The organism is Brevundimonas sp. GW821-FHT12C05, from assembly GCF_058807475.1.
Map to the genome: position 1 here is coordinate 130,171 of NZ_JBXAQS010000003.1, position 17,270 is coordinate 147,440.

Annotated in this window: 12 protein-coding genes; 8 read left to right on the forward strand and 4 right to left on the reverse strand. The window is 68.4% G+C overall.

Going from position 1 to position 17,270, the window contains the following annotated elements:
• Positions 1-127: 127 nt before the first annotated feature.
• Entirely contained in the window at positions 128-565 is a 438-nt protein-coding gene (locus AC1RRF_RS12790; protein ID WP_492835101.1) for an acyl-CoA thioesterase, read from the reverse strand.
• Between the two features lie 178 nt (positions 566-743).
• On the opposite strand from AC1RRF_RS12790, the gene AC1RRF_RS12795 reads away from it, so the two are divergent.
• Positions 744-1,877, forward strand: coding sequence for a zinc-dependent alcohol dehydrogenase family protein (locus AC1RRF_RS12795; protein ID WP_492835103.1), 1,134 nt, complete (start codon positions 744-746; stop codon positions 1,875-1,877).
• Here the strand turns inward: AC1RRF_RS12795 and AC1RRF_RS12800 are convergent.
• Positions 1,874-2,623: an NYN domain-containing protein gene (locus tag AC1RRF_RS12800; protein WP_492835105.1), complete on the reverse strand. Its 750-nt coding sequence runs from the start codon at positions 2,621-2,623 to the stop codon at positions 1,874-1,876. The genes AC1RRF_RS12795 and AC1RRF_RS12800 overlap by 4 nt on opposite strands.
• Before the next feature lie 99 nt (positions 2,624-2,722).
• On the opposite strand from AC1RRF_RS12800, the gene AC1RRF_RS12805 reads away from it, so the two are divergent.
• Positions 2,723-3,163 (forward strand): hypothetical protein, encoded by a 441-nt coding sequence (locus AC1RRF_RS12805; RefSeq protein ID WP_492835107.1) that lies wholly within the window; start codon positions 2,723-2,725, stop codon positions 3,161-3,163.
• Positions 3,164-3,450: 287 nt separating this feature from the next.
• Positions 3,451-4,392, forward strand: coding sequence for an HNH endonuclease (locus tag AC1RRF_RS12810; RefSeq protein ID WP_492835109.1), 942 nt, complete (start codon positions 3,451-3,453; stop codon positions 4,390-4,392).
• A 225-nt stretch (positions 4,393-4,617) separates the two neighbouring features.
• On the opposite strand, the gene AC1RRF_RS12815 is transcribed toward AC1RRF_RS12810, so the two are convergent.
• Positions 4,618-5,169, reverse strand: coding sequence for an OmpA family protein (locus AC1RRF_RS12815; protein ID WP_492835111.1), 552 nt, complete (start codon positions 5,167-5,169; stop codon positions 4,618-4,620).
• Positions 5,170-5,425: 256 nt separating this feature from the next.
• On the opposite strand from AC1RRF_RS12815, the gene AC1RRF_RS12820 reads away from it, so the two are divergent.
• The 3 genes from AC1RRF_RS12820 to AC1RRF_RS12830 all read left to right on the forward strand — a co-directional run bounded on the left by AC1RRF_RS12820 (position 5,426) and on the right by AC1RRF_RS12830 (position 10,381).
• Positions 5,426-6,265: a hypothetical protein gene (locus AC1RRF_RS12820; RefSeq protein ID WP_492835113.1), complete on the forward strand. Its 840-nt coding sequence runs from the start codon at positions 5,426-5,428 to the stop codon at positions 6,263-6,265.
• Positions 6,266-6,564: 299 nt separating this feature from the next.
• Complete coding sequence (locus tag AC1RRF_RS12825) at positions 6,565-8,880, forward strand: glycosyl transferase family protein (RefSeq protein ID WP_492835115.1); 2,316 nt, start codon at positions 6,565-6,567, stop codon at positions 8,878-8,880.
• A gap of 16 nt (positions 8,881-8,896) precedes the next feature.
• On the forward strand, positions 8,897-10,381 hold the full coding sequence (locus tag AC1RRF_RS12830; protein ID WP_492835117.1) for an NfrA family protein: 1,485 nt from the start codon (positions 8,897-8,899) through the stop codon (positions 10,379-10,381).
• Between the two features lie 45 nt (positions 10,382-10,426).
• On the opposite strand, the gene lepA is transcribed toward AC1RRF_RS12830, so the two are convergent.
• Positions 10,427-12,235, reverse strand: a complete 1,809-nt coding sequence (gene lepA / locus AC1RRF_RS12835) for a translation elongation factor 4 (RefSeq protein WP_492835119.1) — start codon at positions 12,233-12,235, stop codon at positions 10,427-10,429.
• Positions 12,236-12,463: 228 nt separating this feature from the next.
• Here lepA and AC1RRF_RS12840 point away from each other — a divergent pair, with 228 nt between their 5' ends.
• Both AC1RRF_RS12840 and AC1RRF_RS12845 read left to right on the forward strand, forming a co-directional pair.
• On the forward strand, positions 12,464-13,609 hold the full coding sequence (locus AC1RRF_RS12840; RefSeq protein ID WP_492835121.1) for an efflux RND transporter periplasmic adaptor subunit: 1,146 nt from the start codon (positions 12,464-12,466) through the stop codon (positions 13,607-13,609).
• 9 nt (positions 13,610-13,618) lie between these two features.
• The gene (locus AC1RRF_RS12845; RefSeq protein ID WP_492835123.1) at positions 13,619-16,732 is read left to right on the forward strand and encodes an efflux RND transporter permease subunit; all 3,114 of its coding nucleotides are present in this window, start codon (positions 13,619-13,621) and stop codon (positions 16,730-16,732) included.
• Positions 16,733-17,270: the final 538 nt, after the last annotated feature.

Consider the following 17,270-nt stretch of genomic DNA (forward strand, 5'->3'; position numbering starts at 1 on the left):
AGCGAGACGGGTGGGGAACCGCGCGCTCGGATACGGACCCCACCCTGTCGTCGCGTAGCCTGTCCTGGGCCGACCTGCGGTCGGACCCGGGGCGCCGACATCCCTCCCCATGAAGGGGAGGGAGATTTCAACTCTTCAGGCTCTCCAGGAAGCCGCGCATCTTCTCGTCGACGGGCACCGGCCGCTTGCTCTCGCGGTCGACATAGACGTGGACGAAGTAGCCGACGGCGGCGGCCTCCTGCTCGTTGTTGCGGAACAGGCCGATCTCGTAGCGGACCGAGCTTGAACCCACGTGCGCCACCCGCACCCCGGCCTCGATCTCGTCCGGGAAGGCCGTCGGCGAGAAATACCGGCACCCCGTCTCGACCACCAGACCGATGGTCGTGCCCTCGTGGATATCCAGCACGCCGTTGACCACCAGCAGCCGGTTCACCGCCGTGTCGAACCACGAATAATAGACCACGTTGTTCACGTGGCCGTAGACGTCGTTGTCCATCCAGCGCGTCGAAATCTGCTGGAATCGGCGGTAGTCGCCGCGCTTCGTGCGTTCGATGGTCCCGGTCATTAAGTCCCTTCCCTCTTTTAGGTGCGCTACCGCTCGGCGCGCGGCGCCTCGCTGCTTGAGCGCAGGATGAGTGCGCCGCGCTCTGTGGTCGTTCGTCCCTCGGAGCCGGTCTGCGCCGACTTCCGATACCGACGCTCGGGCTTGGCGGACGCCGCGTCAAGCGCCTAGCGTTCGACCCATGAGCACGATCCAGACCCGCGCCGCCGTCCTTCGCGCCATGGGCGCCGCCCGCCCCTATGCCGACAGCCGTCCGCTGGCGATCGAGACCGTGACGCTGGACCCGCCGGGCGCGGGGGAGGTCCTCGTGGCGGTCAGGGCGGCCGGCCTGTGCCACTCGGACCTCAGTGTGATCAACGGCGACCGGCCCCGCCCCATGCCGATGGCCCTGGGCCATGAGGCGGCAGGCGTCGTCGAGGCGGTGGGTCCGGGCGTCGACGACCTGCAGCCCGGCGACCATGTGGTCATGGTCTTCATGCCCAGCTGCGGCCATTGCCAGCCCTGCGCCGGCGGCCGTCCGGCCCTGTGCGAACCCGGCGCGGCGGCCAACGGCAAGGGCGAACTGCTGGGCGGCGGCGTCCGCCTGCACGGCCCCGAAGGGGAGCTGCATCATCATCTCGGCTGCTCCGCCTTCGCCGACCGCGCCGTCGTCTCGCGCCGGTCGCTGGTCAAGGTTCCGGCCGACCTGCCGTTCGAGCACGCCGCCCTGTTCGGCTGCGCCGTCCTGACCGGGGTCGGGGCCGTCGTGAACACCGCACAGGTCAAGGCCGGGCAGTCCGTCGCCGTGGTCGGCCTGGGCGGCGTCGGCCTGGCCTCGGTGCTGGGCGCCCTGGCCAGCGGCGCCAGCCCCGTCGTGGCCGTGGACCTGTCAGAGGAGAAACTGGCGCTGGCCCGCTCGCTCGGCCCCGTCCTGACCGTCAACGCCGCGGACGCCGACGCCGTCGACCAGGTGCGCGCCCTGACCGGCGGCGGCGCCGACGTGGTCCTGGAAATGGCCGGCTCGGTCCGCGCGCTGGAGGCCGCTTGGAAGATGACCCGCCGGGGCGGAACCACGGTCACCGCCGGCCTGCCCCCGCCCGAGGCGGCGCTGGCGGTCAATGTCGTCAATCTGGTCGCCGAAGAGCGGACCCTGAAGGGCAGCTATATCGGCACGGCCATCCCGTCGCGCGACATCCCCCGCTACATCGGCCTGTTCCGCGAGGGCCGCCTGCCGGTCGACCGGCTGCTGACCGGCGTCGTCGCGCTGGAGGACATCAACGCCGCCTTCGACGACCTGCATGCGGGCAAGGCCGTGCGGACCGTCGTCCGCTTCTAGGCCTTGTCGCGCACCCGCATCGCGCCGCCCTGACCGGTCTCCACATCGAAGCGGCCGGTGGCGCGGATCAGGTCCGACAGCTTGGCGTGGCCGTAGGACCGCTGGTCGAAGTCGGGATAGGCGTTGCGCAGCCGGTTGCCGATGCCGCCGACCGTCACCCAGCCGTCGCCGTCCTCGTCCATGTCGGCGATGACCGAGGCGATCAGGCGCGCGGCCTCTGACGGCTTGCGGCGCCCCGCCGCAGCGGGCGGCGCCTTGCCCGCCGGCGCGGCGACCGACCCCTCCTCGGCGACGGGGGCGCTAAGGTTCTCGGTGTAGATGAAGCGGGTGCAGGCCTGCCGGAAGCTCTCGGGCGTCTTCTGTTCGCCGAAGCCGTAGACATCGACCCCCTCCTCGCGGATCCGCGACGCCAGCCGGGTGAAGTCGGCGTCCGATGAGACCAGGCAGAAGCCGTCGAACCGGCCCGAATGCAGCAGGTCCATGCCGTCGATCACCAGGGCGATATCGCCGGAGTTCTTGCCCTTGGTGTTGGCGAAATTCTGCTGCGGCTGGATGGCGAACCGGGCCAGCACCCGCGTCCACCCGGCCAACTGCGCGCTCGAGAAGTCGCCGTAGATGCGCCGCGCCGAGGCCTCGCCCAGGGTGGCGATCTCGGTGAACAGGGCTTCGGCGATCCGGGCCGAGGCGTTCTCGGCGTCGATCAGCACGGCGAGGCGGAGCGGTTTGGCGGCGGCGGAGGCGGGCATGGGGCGATCTCGGCGAAGGGTGGCCGTGCATCCTCTGCTCCTTCGCGGCCGCTGTCGCCTCCCCTGTCGTCCTCGCGCCCGACACGCTACACCGCGCCCATGACCGACCGCCCTGCTCCCCCGCGCCGCCTGATCGACCTGCCGGGCCTCGACGCCCTGGAGATGAAGGCGCTGATGAAGCCACGCCTCGCCGATCCGGACACGCGCGACGAATTCCCCGAGATCGCCGAGGCGGCCAAGGCCGCTTTCGGCCTGACCCCGGACGAGGCGGAAGGCCTGGCCCTGCCCGGCGACTGGGACGGCATCGAGCGCCTGACCGGCTTCGATCTGACCGACGCCTTCGAGGCCGAGGGCTGGGATGTCACCGACGGCAAGCGCAAGCCCCTGCGCATGCTGGCCCACTGGGTCCTGCCGCTGGCGCTCGCCATGCGCGGCGTCGCCGGCGAACTGCCCTTCCAGCCCGAGCCCGGCCCGGACGACCGCGGCGACGACTGGGGATCGAAAATGACGGCCGAGGCGGTGAGGTTCAGGAAGCGATAGGGGGGGCAGCGTGCGGGTAGTAAGTCGGGTTCAGATTCCGCCCCCTCCTTTTCCGCGCCCTATTTGACGCCTTCACACCTGAAACAGCGACTGCAGCTTTAGGTCTTACGCAGCTGGCTTCAGGGACAGATCATCGCGCCCACGGTCGGGCTCGATTTCGCCCTTGGCTCCCAGAACGGAACGAACGGGCGCCCTAGCTTCACCGTTCATCCTTTTGCTAACCTGGGATGGATGTTCTGGTGCCGCTACCAACTCGAAATAGGAAGCTTTGCTCGTAGAGGTGCTGGGTGAGCACGCTCTTGAGGCGACTTGCGGCATTGCCGGCCGAACATGAGATGGCCTTGAGTTGGTTTAACGACCGACGTGGAGAACTCATCGGCAAGCCGGGGCCGATTGGCGGCGTCTATGTGTTCAACCCGCAAACCGGAATTCAAAAGCCAGCGGGCTGGAAATACGCGATCAGCGTCCGGCAAACTTTGACAAGCGTCTACGATGATCATCCGCCCGTAAAAGTCGCGGATGGATCATGGACCTATCGCTACTTCCAAGAACGGCTTGATCTCGAACAAGCGACGAAGATGGCTACCAACAAAAGCTTGTTGGCCTGCCTGGAGGATGACGTCCCCGTTGCGGTTATGATTCAGGAAAAGCCGGCGCCCGGCGTGCTCTACCGCGTCTGGGGTCTTGCCAAGGTCATCCGCTTTACAGACGGTTACTTCTTGCTTCAAGGCTACAACAAAGCGGGTGAATTGACAGGTAGGCATCTTGAGCCTGCTTTGGCATACGAAATTCCATCGGCGAGTTACGCCGAAGTCGCCGAACCCAGTGAACCTCTGAGTCTAGAAGACGCCCGCCGTCAGATTGAAGCGCAGATTTATGTCCGTCAGGGCGGGGGTAAATTTCGAAGAGACGCGCTGGAGCGCTTTAGTGGACGCTGCGTCGTCTCACAGTGCGATGTCGAACAGGTGCTAGAAGCCGCACACATCGTGCCGTACCGAGGTCCGCACACCAACACTGCGGACAACGCCTTGCTCATGCGAGGAGACATCCACACGCTGTTCGATCGGAATTTGCTCTGGATCGATCCCGAGACCCTTACGATTGAACTCAGCTATGAGCTCAAACAAAGCATCTATCGCGAATTTGAGGGGCGGAGGCTCATCATTCCCGCAACTGTATCGCGGGAAAAACTCGCAGCGCGCCTCCTGGAACGCCTCCGGAGGGGTTAGCTTTTCGAGTAAGCGGCCTCTAGCCACCCAAGCGGATCGACAATTCGCTCACAAAGGACGGCCTGAGCGGGTTCAACGGATTGGCGAGCGCGGCCGCCTCGATTGCGCCGAGTTCACTCAGGAACAGCCGGACGGAAGACTGACGCGCGGCATCAAGATTCGCTCGCTCCTAGGATGAGATGCTCCGGCGTCCGCGGCGGGCGGACGCCGGAGTCGTTGCCCGGTTTACGCCAGAACGACGATGGTCACGCGCCGGTTCTGGGCGCGGCCCTCGGGGGTGTCGTTGGAGGCCACCGGCGATTCCTCGCCGTAGGAGATCGCCGCCATGCGGTTCAGGGCCACGCCACGACGGCTGAGGAAGCGGCGCACGGCCTCGGCCCGGGCCTCGCCGAGCTGGTCGTTGTGCGCGGCGTCGCCGACGCTGTCGGTATAGCCCTGGATCTCCAGATAGACGTTCTGGTTCTCGCTGGTCAGGCGCTGGGCGAACTCGGCCAGACGCTGTTCCGCCTCAGGCGAGAGACCGTGCATGTCGGTCGGGAATTTCACCGAGTCATCCGACAGGACGACCTCGTACAGGAATTTGCCCTCGGCCAGTTTGTGGGCCGAGTTGGCGCGAGCGAGGGCTTCGCCGGCGGTGCCCTCGACCGTGGTCACGCGCGCATCGACCACGGCGGTCTGATCGCGCACGAAGCGGTGGCTGGCGCAGCCCGAGGCGGCGACGCCCACGGCGAGAAGCACGCCCGCGGCCGCAGCCATCCTGAGTTTCGATCTGATCAAGAGTCTCTCCATCAATGGTCCGGTGCGCCATGGTCCGGTTGTCGCGCGAGCCGCCCAGCACAGGTTGCCCAACGACGAACGTCGAATGAGGTTGCATGAGACGAATGGAAGCGGTGCGATTTATTGTGTGGAGATACTCTGGAGCCTCACACGGTAAAGCTTGCTTTCAACTTACCTGGTGGCGCCATGATGCTGACGCGAGACGAGACTCATCATCAAGATAGAGATTCTTATCTAACATCGTTCTGGAGAACGGATGCGCGAAGCGAGACGGCGGCGAAACGGCGGACGGATCGGCGCGACGGCGGTCGCGGTGCTGGCCCACGCCGCCCTGCTGCCGGTGCTGTTCGCGGCCAGCGGCGATCCAGGAGCCTTGCCGACGCCGGTCGAGCCGACCGCGATCCTGGTGGAGTTGATCCCGCCGCCGAAGCCCCCGCCGCCTCCAGCGCCGACCGAGGCGCCGCCGCCGCCCGGCCCGAAGGCGGAGACGCCGACGCCCCCCGCCGGGCCGCCTGATCCGGCGCCCGCCCCGCCCAGGCCGCCCGCGCCGCGGCCGCCTCTGCGCCTGCGCCCCGCTCCACCGACGCCGCGGATGGAATCCGTGCCCCTGCCCGCCGCGGTGCCGGAAGCTCCGCCCGCGATTCCGATGCCGACCGTGGGCGAGGCCCAACTGGCCGGAGCGCTGCGGGCCGGCGCGGGATCCGGCGGCGGTGGTGGAGGCGCGGGCGCTGCGGGCGGCGGAAGCGGCGGTTCCGGGGACGGCGGCGGCTGCGACATGGTGCGGGAGTTGCAGAACGCCCTGCGCGGCGACGCAGACGTGCGCGCGGCCATCGCCAACGCCCATCACGCCGCCGGCCCGGGCCGCGCCCTGCTGGTCTGGGACGGCGACTGGCGCCAGACGCCGGGACAGTCGGGCAAGGGGCTGGCGGGCGTGCGTCAGGCCATCGCCCTGGAGGTCGCCTTCGCTCCCCAGGCCTGCCGCCGCGAGACCATGCGCGGCCTGGTTCTGATCACCATGAGCGACGCCCCCGGCGCGGCGCGGGTGGTGCTGGGGACCGGAAGCTGGCGGTGGAATGACCTGCTGAGGGTACGGTGAAGCTGCCGTAAATCGGTCGCGAGGCCGCCCCTGTCCGGTCGCGCCCTGATCCTACACGCGCCGCGAGCCGGTACGCTCGCGTGAAATGAACGGCGGACAACGAGGGCCTCAGGTTCCGTTGGGCGTGGCCGCTGCATACCCGCGACTGTCGAGGTTGCTCGACAAGGTTGTGGGGCTTGGTGTGAAAATCGTCGCGCTTGCGGGCAGAAGCCCGGAGGTCATTGGGCTGACGTCCTCGCGCGTCGAACCTCTCGTTCCGACCGGGACGCGATCGGGCGACCGATCGGCGGCGGTCTGACATGTCCGTCACCCTTCTGATCACCCTCGAATATTGGCTGAGCCTGGCGACGGCGGCGCACGCGCCGACCAGCGGAGAGCTGCACGCCTTCCTGCTGGCCTACTGGAACGTCCTGCGCTGGGCGCTGATCATCTCCGCGACCCTGATCCTGATCAGTTCGCTGGACGATCTGTTCATCGACATCGCCTACTGGTTCGGACTTCTGGTGCGGTTCTGCAGCTTCTGGGAGCGCCCGCCCCCGCAGGCCTGGCTGGAGCGCGAGCCCGAAAAGCTGATCGCCATCATGGTGCCGGCCTGGCAGGAGGCGGACGTCATCGCCAGCATGGTGGCCAACACCAACAACACCTTCGACTACAGCCGCTACCACATCTTCGTGGGCGTCTACGCCAATGACGCCGACACCCGGCGCGAGGTCGAGAAGGTGCGCCAGCGCTTTCCCAACGTGCACCGGGCCGAGGTGCCGCACGACGGTCCGACGTCCAAGGCCGACTGCCTGAACTGGATCATCCAGAACATCCTTCTGTACGAAGAGCGGAGCGGCGAGAAGTTCGACGCCTTCCTGATGCACGACGCCGAGGACGTGGTGCACCCGTTCGGCCTGAAGACCGTGAACTGGTTCATCGACGAGGCCGCCATGATCCAGACGCCGGTCGTGTCGATGGACCGGAAATGGAACCGGCTGGTCGCCTGTCACTACATGGACGAGTTCGCCGAGTTCCACTCCAAGGATCTGCTGGTGCGGTCCTGGCTGTCCGGGATGACGCCGTCGGCGGGGGTCGCCACGGCCTTCCATCGCGACGCCCTGATGGCCCTGCTGACCGAGAAGAACGGCCAGCCGTTCAACACCGACAGCCTGACCGAGGACTATGACGTCGCCCACCGGCTGAGCACCCTGGGCTTCCGCTCGATGTTCGTCCGCTATCGGGCGACGGTGACGCGGCGGCGCAAGGCCTGGCTGCGCAAGGGAACCGTCGAGGTGCGCCGGCGCGAACTGGTGGCGACCAAGGAGTTCTTCCCCGACCGCTTCGTCCAGAGCATCCGGCAGAAGGCGCGCTGGATGCTGGGCATCTCCATCATGGGCTGGCGCCAGTTGGGCTGGTTCGGCGGCCTGGTGAACCGGTACTATCTGGCGCGGGACCGCAAGGCGCTGTTCACCGCCCCGACGGGCCTGTTCGGCTACGTTGTCGTGGTGCAGATCCTGGGCGTCTTCCTGCTGGAATGGATCTGGCCGGAAGCCACCGACCTGCCGCCGCTGATCGACCGGCGCTGGGTCTGGCTGATCGTGACGTTCAACCTGCTCTTCCTGATCAACCGCGTCCTGCACCGGGCCTGGTTCACCTTCCGGAACCACGGGATCAAGCATGTGCCACTGACGCCGGTCCGGATCATGACCTCGAACCTGATCTCGTTCGGCGCCTTCTGGCGGGCGTCGCGGCAGCACATCAGCCACCTGATCACCGGCCGTCCGATCGCCTGGGACAAGACCCAGCACGCCTATCCGTCGCTGTCGGAACTGCAGCATGGCTCGGGCCGGTTGGGCGAGACCCTGCGCTTCTGGAACCACGTCAGCGAAGCCGACCTGACCGCGGCGCTGGCGGCCCAGAAGGCGGACTATCGTCCGCTGGGCCTGCTGCTGCTGGATCTGGGCACGGTCGAGGACGACCATCTGGCCGAGGCCTTCGCCGAGCGCGGCGAGACCTACGCCTCAATCTTCGATCCCTTCCAGATCGACCCCGCGGTGCTGAACCTGCTGACGCCGGAGGAGGCCGCGCGCTACGGCGCCGTGCCGCTGCGCCGCAACGGCGCCAATCTGGATGTGGCCCTGGCCGAGCCTCTGCCCGCCGATCAGCGCACGGCGCTGGAAAAGCGTTTCGGCCAGCAGGGCGTGCGCAGCGTGCGCTTCCTGTTCGCGCCGCTGAGCGACATCGCCTTCGCGATCCGCTTCGCCTGGGGCGAGGATCCCTTCCCCGGCGTACGGGAGCAGCTGATGCGGATGCGGACGGCGGGCCGCCTGGACGCGTCGCGCGAGGCCATGCTGTGGCGTTCGGTGCGGGCCGGCTATGCACGGCTGGGCGACATCCTGATCCGTCAGGGCCGCATCACCCACGCCGACCTGCAGACCGCGCTGGCCGCGTCGCGCGCCGAAGGCCGCTCGCTGGGCGAGACCCTGACCCGACTGAACATGGCCTCGTCCGCCGACATCGAAGCCGCCCTGAAGGACCAGCGCAGCGCACGCTGGCTGAACGAACATCTGGCTGAGACGCTGAGAAGCGCGCCGCCGGAATCCCTGCCCGATCCCCGCCATGTATCCGTCTGACCCTCGAGGCCTCGCCATGAACCGCTCCCTGCTCCTCGCCTCCGTCGCCCTCGCCGCCACCGGCGCCGTGGTCCTGACGCCGGCCGACGCCCGCGCGCAGACCGTGGCCGCCCGGGCGGACGGCTATGCCGACGCGACCGCCGCCTATCAGGCCATGGGCGCCGGACGCCCTGCCGACGCCGTGGCCCCCGCGACCCGCGCCGTCGCCGCCGCGCCGGACAATCTCGACTGGCGGCTGCTGCTGGCCGATGCCCTGACCGGATCGGGTGACCACTCGGGCGCGCTGGCCGCCCTGCAGCCGGTGGCCGGCAGCTGGGACCACCGCGTCCAGACCCGCCGCGCCGAGGCCGCGCGCCAGACCGGCGATCTGGAGCAGGCGGTCGAGGCCTACGCCCTCGCCGCGCCCCTGGCCCCGACCGCCGAGAGCCGCGCCTATCTGACCCGCGCGCGGGCGCAGGCCCTGGTCCAGCTCGGCCGCACCCACGAGGCGCGCACGATCCTGCGCGAGGCCGCCGCCGGCGGTGTGCTGCCGGGCGACGCGCCGCTGGACTTCGCCTACGCCGCCGTGGGCGCGCGCGACGACCGGCTGGCCGTTCAGGGCTTCGCCGCCGCCGACCGCGCCGAGCCGCTGAAGGGCGCCCAGGCGCTGGACGCCGCCTATGCGGCGCGCCGGGCCGGTCAGGACGTCGAGGCGATCACGTGGCTGGAACAGGGCGCGCGCACACTGCCCACCGAGGAACTGACGCCGCAGCGTCGCCATGAGATCGGTCGCGAACTGCAGACGCTGGAGCACCGCATCGGCGGGACGGTGACGGTCTCGACCGGCCCGGCCGCCAGCGCGACGACGCTGGTCAACGCCGGCGGCGATCAGGTCACCCAGGTCGGCGGCGAGGTCTGGGCCCGCGTCGGCGGCGACAACAACGGCCGCCCGGTGCAGGTCTTCGCCCGCGCCTACCAGACCGTGGACGCCGACACCGGCCCGACCGGCGGCGACAGCACGCAAGGCTGGGTCGGCGTGCGCTGGAAGCCGCTGACGGACACCAATCTGGTCGTCGAGGCCAGCCGGCTGATCGCCATCGGCGACGCGGCGCGCGACGACACCATGCTGCGCGCCGCCTGGTCGGGCGATGTGGGCGGCGACCTGCGCTACGACCGCGACTCCTGGCCTTCGGCACACCTGTACGTCGATGCCGCCCGCCTCCTGGAGGACGAGCAGACCTATGCCGTCGCCGACGCCAACATCGGCTGGACCTGGGTCTCCTCCGAAACCCGCCGCGACACCCTCACCGCCGGCGTCGGCGTGAGGGCCGACTACGACAGCCTGCGTGCGGAAGAGTGGGCGGTGTCCGCCGGCCCGCGCGTCGCCTGGCGCCACTGGATGGGCGGCGACGACCTGCGCGCCCCGGGCCGGTATCTGGACCTGTCGCTAGGGTACTACGCCCCGATCGGGAACGGGCCACGGGACGAGGGCGTGGTGGCGGCCCTCACCTTCGGGTTCTGATCTGCGGAATGAAAAAGGGGAGCCGAACCGGCTCCCCTTTGCGTTTCAATCCTCATCCATCTTCAGCGCGGCGATGAACGCTTCCTGCGGGATCTCGACCTTGCCGAACTGGCGCATGCGCTTCTTGCCGGCCTTCTGCTTCTCCAGCAGTTTCTTCTTCCGCGTCGCGTCGCCGCCATAGCATTTGGAGGTCACGTCCTTGCGCAGAGCGCGGACGGTTTCGCGGGCGATGATCTTGCCGCCGATGGCCGCCTGGATCGGGATGACGAACATGTGGGGGGGGATAAGCTCCTTCATCTTCTCGACCATGCCGCGTCCGCGCGTCTCGGCGCGGCCGCGGTGGACCAGCATCGACAGGGCGTCGACGGGCTCCGAGTTGACCAGGATGCTCATCTTGACCAGGTCGCCGGTCTTGTAGCCCGTGATCTCATAGTCGAACGAGGCGTAGCCCTTCGAGATCGACTTCAGGCGGTCATAGAAGTCGAACACCACCTCGTTCAGCGGCAGCTCATAGACCACCAGGGCGCGGCTGCCGACGTAAGACAGCTCCAGCTGGTTGCCGCGGCGGTCCTGGCACAGCTTGATGACGCTGCCCAGGTAGTCGTCCGGGGTCAGGATGGTCGCCTTGATCCAAGGCTCGCTGATTTCCATGATCTGCATCACGTCCGGCAGGTCGGCCGGGTTGTGCAGGTCGATCTGGGATCCGTCGCGCAGGTCGATCTTGTAGACCACCGACGGGGCCGTCGCGATCAGGTCGAGGTTGAACTCACGGCTCAGCCGCTCCTGGATGATCTCCAGGTGCAGCAGACCCAGGAAACCGCAACGGAAGCCGAAGCCCAGCGCCGCCGAGCTCTCCATCTCATAGGTGAAGCTGGCGTCGTTCAGGCGTAGGCGGGCGATGGCCGCGCGCAGGTCCTCGAAGTCGGCGGCGTCGACGGGGAACAGGCCGCAGAAGACCACGGACTGGACTTCCTTGAACCCCTTGAGCGGTTCGGCGGTCGGCTTCTTCTCGTCGGTGATGGTATCGCCGACGGCGGCGTGGGCCACTTCCTTGATCTGGGCGGTGATGAAGCCGACCTCGCCGGCCGACAGTTGGTCGACCGGGGTGTTCTTGGGCAGGAAGACGCCGACGCGATCGACCAGGTGGGTCGAGCCGTTCTGCATGAATTTCACGCGTTGGCCGGTTTTCAACACGCCGTCGAAGACGCGGACCAGCAGCACGACGCCCAGGTAGGGGTCGTACCAGGCATCGACCAGCATGGCCTTCAGTGGCGCATCCGCATCGCCCTTGGGCGGCGGCAGGCGGGTGACGATGGCCTCGAGCACTTCCTCGATGCCGATGCCCGACTTGGCGCTGGCCATCACGGCCTCGGAGGCGTCGATGCCGATGACGTCCTCGATCTGGGCGCGCACGCGCTCAGGCTCAGCGGCTGGCAGGTCGATCTTGTTCAGGACCGGCACGATCTCGTGGTTGTTGTCGATCGCCTGATAGACGTTGGCCAGGGTCTGGGCCTCGACGCCCTGCGAGGCGTCGACGACCAGCAGCGAGCCCTCGCAGGCGGCCAGCGAGCGCGAGACCTCATAGGCGAAGTCGACGTGGCCGGGCGTGTCCATCAGGTTCAGGACGTAGTCGAGCCCGTCCTTGGCCTTGTAGTTCAGGCGCACGGTCTGCGCCTTGATGGTGATCCCCCGCTCCTTTTCGATGTCCATGTTGTCCAGAACCTGGGCGGACATTTCGCGCGCGGTCAGCCCCCCCGTGAACTGGATGAGCCGGTCGGAGAGCGTGGACTTGCCGTGGTCGATGTGCGCGACGACGGAGAAGTTGCGGATGCGTTCGATGGGAGGGGTCGTCATGGTCCGGCGCGCCTAGCACGACGCACGGGAAAGCGCCAACGCAACGGGATATCTCCCGGGCTCCGCCACTGATTTCGTTACTGATTACTTCCACGTAAGGCGCCGCTTTGTCGTTTCCGAATGCCGGCGAAATCTGTATTCAACGACGGATGACAACCGGACGCCCACAGGGGCGTTCCTTCCGTCCGGGCCCGCGGCTCCCCACCGCGCCGGCCCACAGGGGATCAGATGCCGATGAGACTCCGCAACACCTGGACCGTCACTGCTGCCGCCTTGATGGCTGTGAGCGTGGCCGTGGCCGCCTGCGGCGGCGGCGACGAGAAGGCCAAGGAGGCCGAGAAGAAGGCCGACGCCGGTCATGCCAGCGGACAGGCCGTCACGGTGCAGGCCGCGACGCTGCAGAACCTGTCGCGCACGATCACGGCCTCCGGTTCCGTCTCCGCCTGGGAAGAAGTCCCTGTGGGCGCCGAGACCGGCGGGCTGACGGCCACGGCCGTCTATGTCGATGAAGGGACCTATGTCCGGCAGGGCCAGCCCCTGGTGCAGATGAACGACGCCCTGCTGCGCGCCCAGCTGCGCCAGCAGCAGGCCGGGGTGCAGACGGCCGAGGCCAATGCGGCGCGCGACGACGCGGCGCTGGGCCGGGCCCAGGAACTGAAGACCCGCGGCTTCCTGAGCCAGGCGGGCCTGGACACGGCCCTGGCCAACCAGCGCGCGTCCCAGGCCAATCTGGCCTCGGCCCGCGCCGCCCTGTCCGAGACCCAGACCCGGTTGTCGCAAGCCACGATCAAGGCGCCGGTTTCGGGGCTGGTGATCAGCCGCAGCGTCACGCGCGGCCAGATCATCTCCGCCGGGACCGAACTGTTCCGCATCGTCCGCGACGGGCGGCTGGAGCTGGACGCGCAGGTGCCCGAGACCGATCTGGCCCTGGTGCGCGCCGGCCAGACGGCGACCGTGTCGTCCGATCAGGTGGGCGAGGCCTCGGGCCGGGTCCGTATCGTGACCCCCGAAGTCAACCCGGAGACCCGACTGGGCGTGGCCCGCATCGCCCTGTCGGGCAGCGGCTTCCGGCCCGGCATGTTCGCCCGGGCGCGCATCGATGTGGGCGACCAGCCCGCCGTGACCCTACCGACCGCTTCCGTGCTGTACCGTCAGAACAAGCCCGGCGCCTTCGTGCTGCGCACGGACGGCACGGTCCGCTTCCAGGTCGTGACGGTGATTTCCCGCAACGGCGACCGCACGGCGGTCACGGGGCTGAATGCCGGAGCCCAGGTGGTGGTCGACGGCGCCGGCTTCCTGGCCGAAGGCGATCGCGTGACGGTCTCGGCCCCGACGCGTGCGGCGGCGCCGCGCGCTCCCGCGGCCCGGCAGTAGGGCCCCCAGATGAACCAGATTTCCTCCTGGTCGATCCGGAACCCCATCCCGATCATCCTGATGTTCGTGCTGCTGACCCTGGCCGGGATCATCAGCTTCATGGGCATGCGGATTAACAACAATCCGGACATCGACTTCCCGCTGGTCAATGTCACGGCCGTCCGCCCGGGCGCCGCGCCCAGCGAAATGGAAGTCCAGGTGACCCGCCTGGTCGAGGACTCCCTGTCCGGCCTGTCCGGCGTGCGGCACATCACCTCCCAGATCACCGACGGGGTCTCCAACACCCAGATCGAGTTCGAGCTGGGCACGGACACCGAACGCGCGACCAATGACGTCCGCAACGCCATGAGCGGCCTGCGCGCCGACCTGCCGCAGGACATGCAGGAACCCAGCGTTCAGCGCATCGACATCACCGGCGACAGCCTGATCACCTGGGTGGTCCGGTCGCCGACCATGACGCCGGAACAACTGAGCTGGTTCGTCGACAACGACGTCAGCCGCGATCTGCTGGCGGTCCGCGGCGTGGGGCAGGTCAATCGCTCGGGCGGCGTGGACCGGGAAATTCGGGTCGCCCTGGACCCCGACCGCCTCGCCTCCTTCGGCGTGACGGCGGCCACGGTCAGCCAGGCGCTGACTGCGGTGAACAGCGACCTGCCCGGCGGGCGCGTGACCATCGCGGGTTCGGAGCGGTCGATCCGCACCCTGGGTTCGGCCGGATCGGTCGAACAGCTGCGTGAGACCCTGATCCCGATCGGCGGCGGACGCACGGTCCGGCTGGGCGACCTGGGCACGGTCGAGGACCACTGGAACGAGCCCCGGACCCTGGCCCGATACAACGGCCAGGAGGCGGTGACCTTCAACTTCCTGCGTTCGCGCACGGCCAGCGAGGTCGCGGTCGCCGAAAAGGCCCGCGAGGTGGTCGCCGAGATCGACAAGGCTCACCCCGAGCTGACGATCGAGCAGGTCAACGCCAACGTCGAATTCACCGAGGAAAGCTATCTGGCCTCGGTCGAAGCCCTGATCCTCGGCGCCGTCCTGGCGATCGTGGTGGTCTTCATCTTCCTGCGTGACTGGCGGGCGACGATCATCACGGCGGTGGCCATGCCGCTGTCGCTGATCCCGACCTTCGCCATCATTGGCCCGCTGGACCAGTCCCTGAACGGGGTGACGCTGCTGGCCCTGTCCCTGACGATCGGCATCCTCGTCGACGACGCCATCGTGGAGATCGAGAACATCGTCCGGCACATGCGGGACGGGAAGACGCCCTATCACGCCTCGATGGAGGCCGCCGACGAGATCGGCCTGGCCGTCGTGGCGACAACGGCCACCATCATCGCCGTGTTCGCGCCCGTGGGCTTCATGCCCGGCATCGTCGGCCAGTTCTTCAAGGCCTTCGCCCTGGCGGCCTGCGTCTCCGTGGCCTTCTCGCTGGTGGTCGCCCGGACGCTGACGCCGCTGATGGCCGCCTATCTACTGAAGCACCACAAGCACGAGGACAAGGATCCGCCGTGGATGGGCGGCTATCTGAAGGCGCTGAAGTGGAGCGTGACCAACCGCTGGAAAGTCTTCGGCCTCGGCACCGCCTTCCTGATCGCCTCGGCCGGCATCATCGTCAGCGGCGCCGTGCCGTTCGAGTTCATGTCGGCGGGCGACCAGTCGCGCGCGGCCTTCTCGGTCGAACTGCCGCCGGGCGCGACCCTGCGCCAGACGGACAATGTCGTTCAGCGCCTGACGCGTGACCTTGAGGCCCGACCGGAGGTGACCTCCGTCTACGCCCAGGTGGGCGGTCAGAGCGTCGTACAGGCCAACATCTACGCGGACATGGTGCCCAAGGGCGATCGCAAGATCACCCAGCAGGAATTCCAGCGCCAGATGGTCGACAGCTGGAACGACGTGCCGGGCGTCCGCATCGGCGCCGGCGCGGCCCAGGAAGGCGGCGGGCCCAGCGACGGGACCAGCTACACCTTCGCCATCCTGAGCAACGACGGCGACAAGCTGGAAGCCGCGGCGCGCAAGATCGAAGCCGAGATTCGCACCGTCAAAGGCCTGGCCAACGTCGTGAACACGGCGTCGATCGCCCGTCCCGAGATCCTGGTGACGCCCCGCGCCGACGAGGCGGCACTGATGGGGGTGTCGACCGGCGACATCTCGCAGACCATTCGTGTCGCCACGATCGGCGACGTCGAACAGAACCTGCCCAAATACAATCTGGGCGACCGGCAGGTGCCGATCCGGCTGCAACTGACCGAAGGCGCGCGTGAGGATCTGGCGGTGCTGGAGACCCTGCGCGTGCCGACCAGCAGCGGGGGATCGGTCCCGCTGAGCTCAGTGGCCGATATCGCCTTCGGCGCCGGACCGTCGGAAATCCGCCGTCAGGACCGGGCGCGGATCGCCTCGATCACGGCCGAACTGGACGGCATCCGGTCGGGCGACGCCGCCAAGCGCGTCGCCGAGCTGCCTTCGGTGAAGACCCTGCCGGAGGGCGTCCGCGAGGTTCCGGCCGGCGACGCCGAGTTCATCCAGGAGATGGTCACCGGCTTCGCCATCGCCTTCGGCACCGGCCTGTTCCTGATGTACGCCGTGCTGGTGCTGCTGTTCCGAAGCTTCGCCTTCCCGATCACCATCATGGCCTCCTTGCCGCTGGCGGTGGGCGGGGCGTTGGCGGCCCTGATGGTCGGACAGTCCAGCTTCTCGATCTCGTCCCTCATCGGCGTGCTGATGCTCATGGGGATCGCGGCGAAGAACTCGATCCTGCTGGTCGACTACATCGTCATGTCCGAAAAGGCCGGGATGAACCGCTTCGAGGCCATCATGGACGCCGCGCACAAGCGGGCGCGACCGATCCTGATGACCACCTTCGCCATGGGCGCCGGCATGCTGCCGGTGGCCATCGGCTGGGGCGCCGACGTGGAGTTCCGCCAGCCCATGGCCATCGCCGTGGTCGGGGGACTGATCTCGTCCACCTTCCTGTCGCTGCTGTTTATCCCGCCGATCTTCACGATCATCGACGACATCGCCAAGTGGGTCTCGCGCCACCTGGGCGGCGGGTTCGCCGCGCGCCGTAACGAAGGCGACGGACGCCCCGCCGAGCGCCCCGCCGAACCCGACGCGACTGCGTCCTAGACCACGGACTGAGACCTTGAGCCGCCCGCCCCAACCAGGGTGCGGGCGGCGTCCGGCGGGCGGCGGCGACAAAGGCCGCGGCGTCCGCGTGACGCGGTCCGTCCTGAACCATCATCCCGTCGCACAGTACTCCGATCAGCGCCGACGCGGGTGAACCGGGCGTCGCATCGCCCCAGCTCGGACGCTCACGGGCCTCCAGGTGCAGTTCGCCCTCGGTCAGCGCCAGGGTCACGGCTTCCATGGCCGAGGCCTGCCGTGTGTCGCAGTTCACGAGGAAGCACCCCAGCATGTAGTCGCCGCCGGCGTCATGCGGGTCCAGCCAAGCGATGATGATCCGGATTTCGAGGCCGCCAGGGCCGGAGGCGGCCGGTCGCGCCTCTCGCCCCGCACCCCCCGAACTGAAGGCCGCCAGCGGCGTCCACGGGCCGGGCTGATCCTGGGCGGCGACCGGACCAGCGGCGAGCAGCGCCAAGGCGGCGATGGCGAACAACGGGCGGCGGGCCATGGCGATCTCGTTCGCCCAAAACAAAACCGGCCG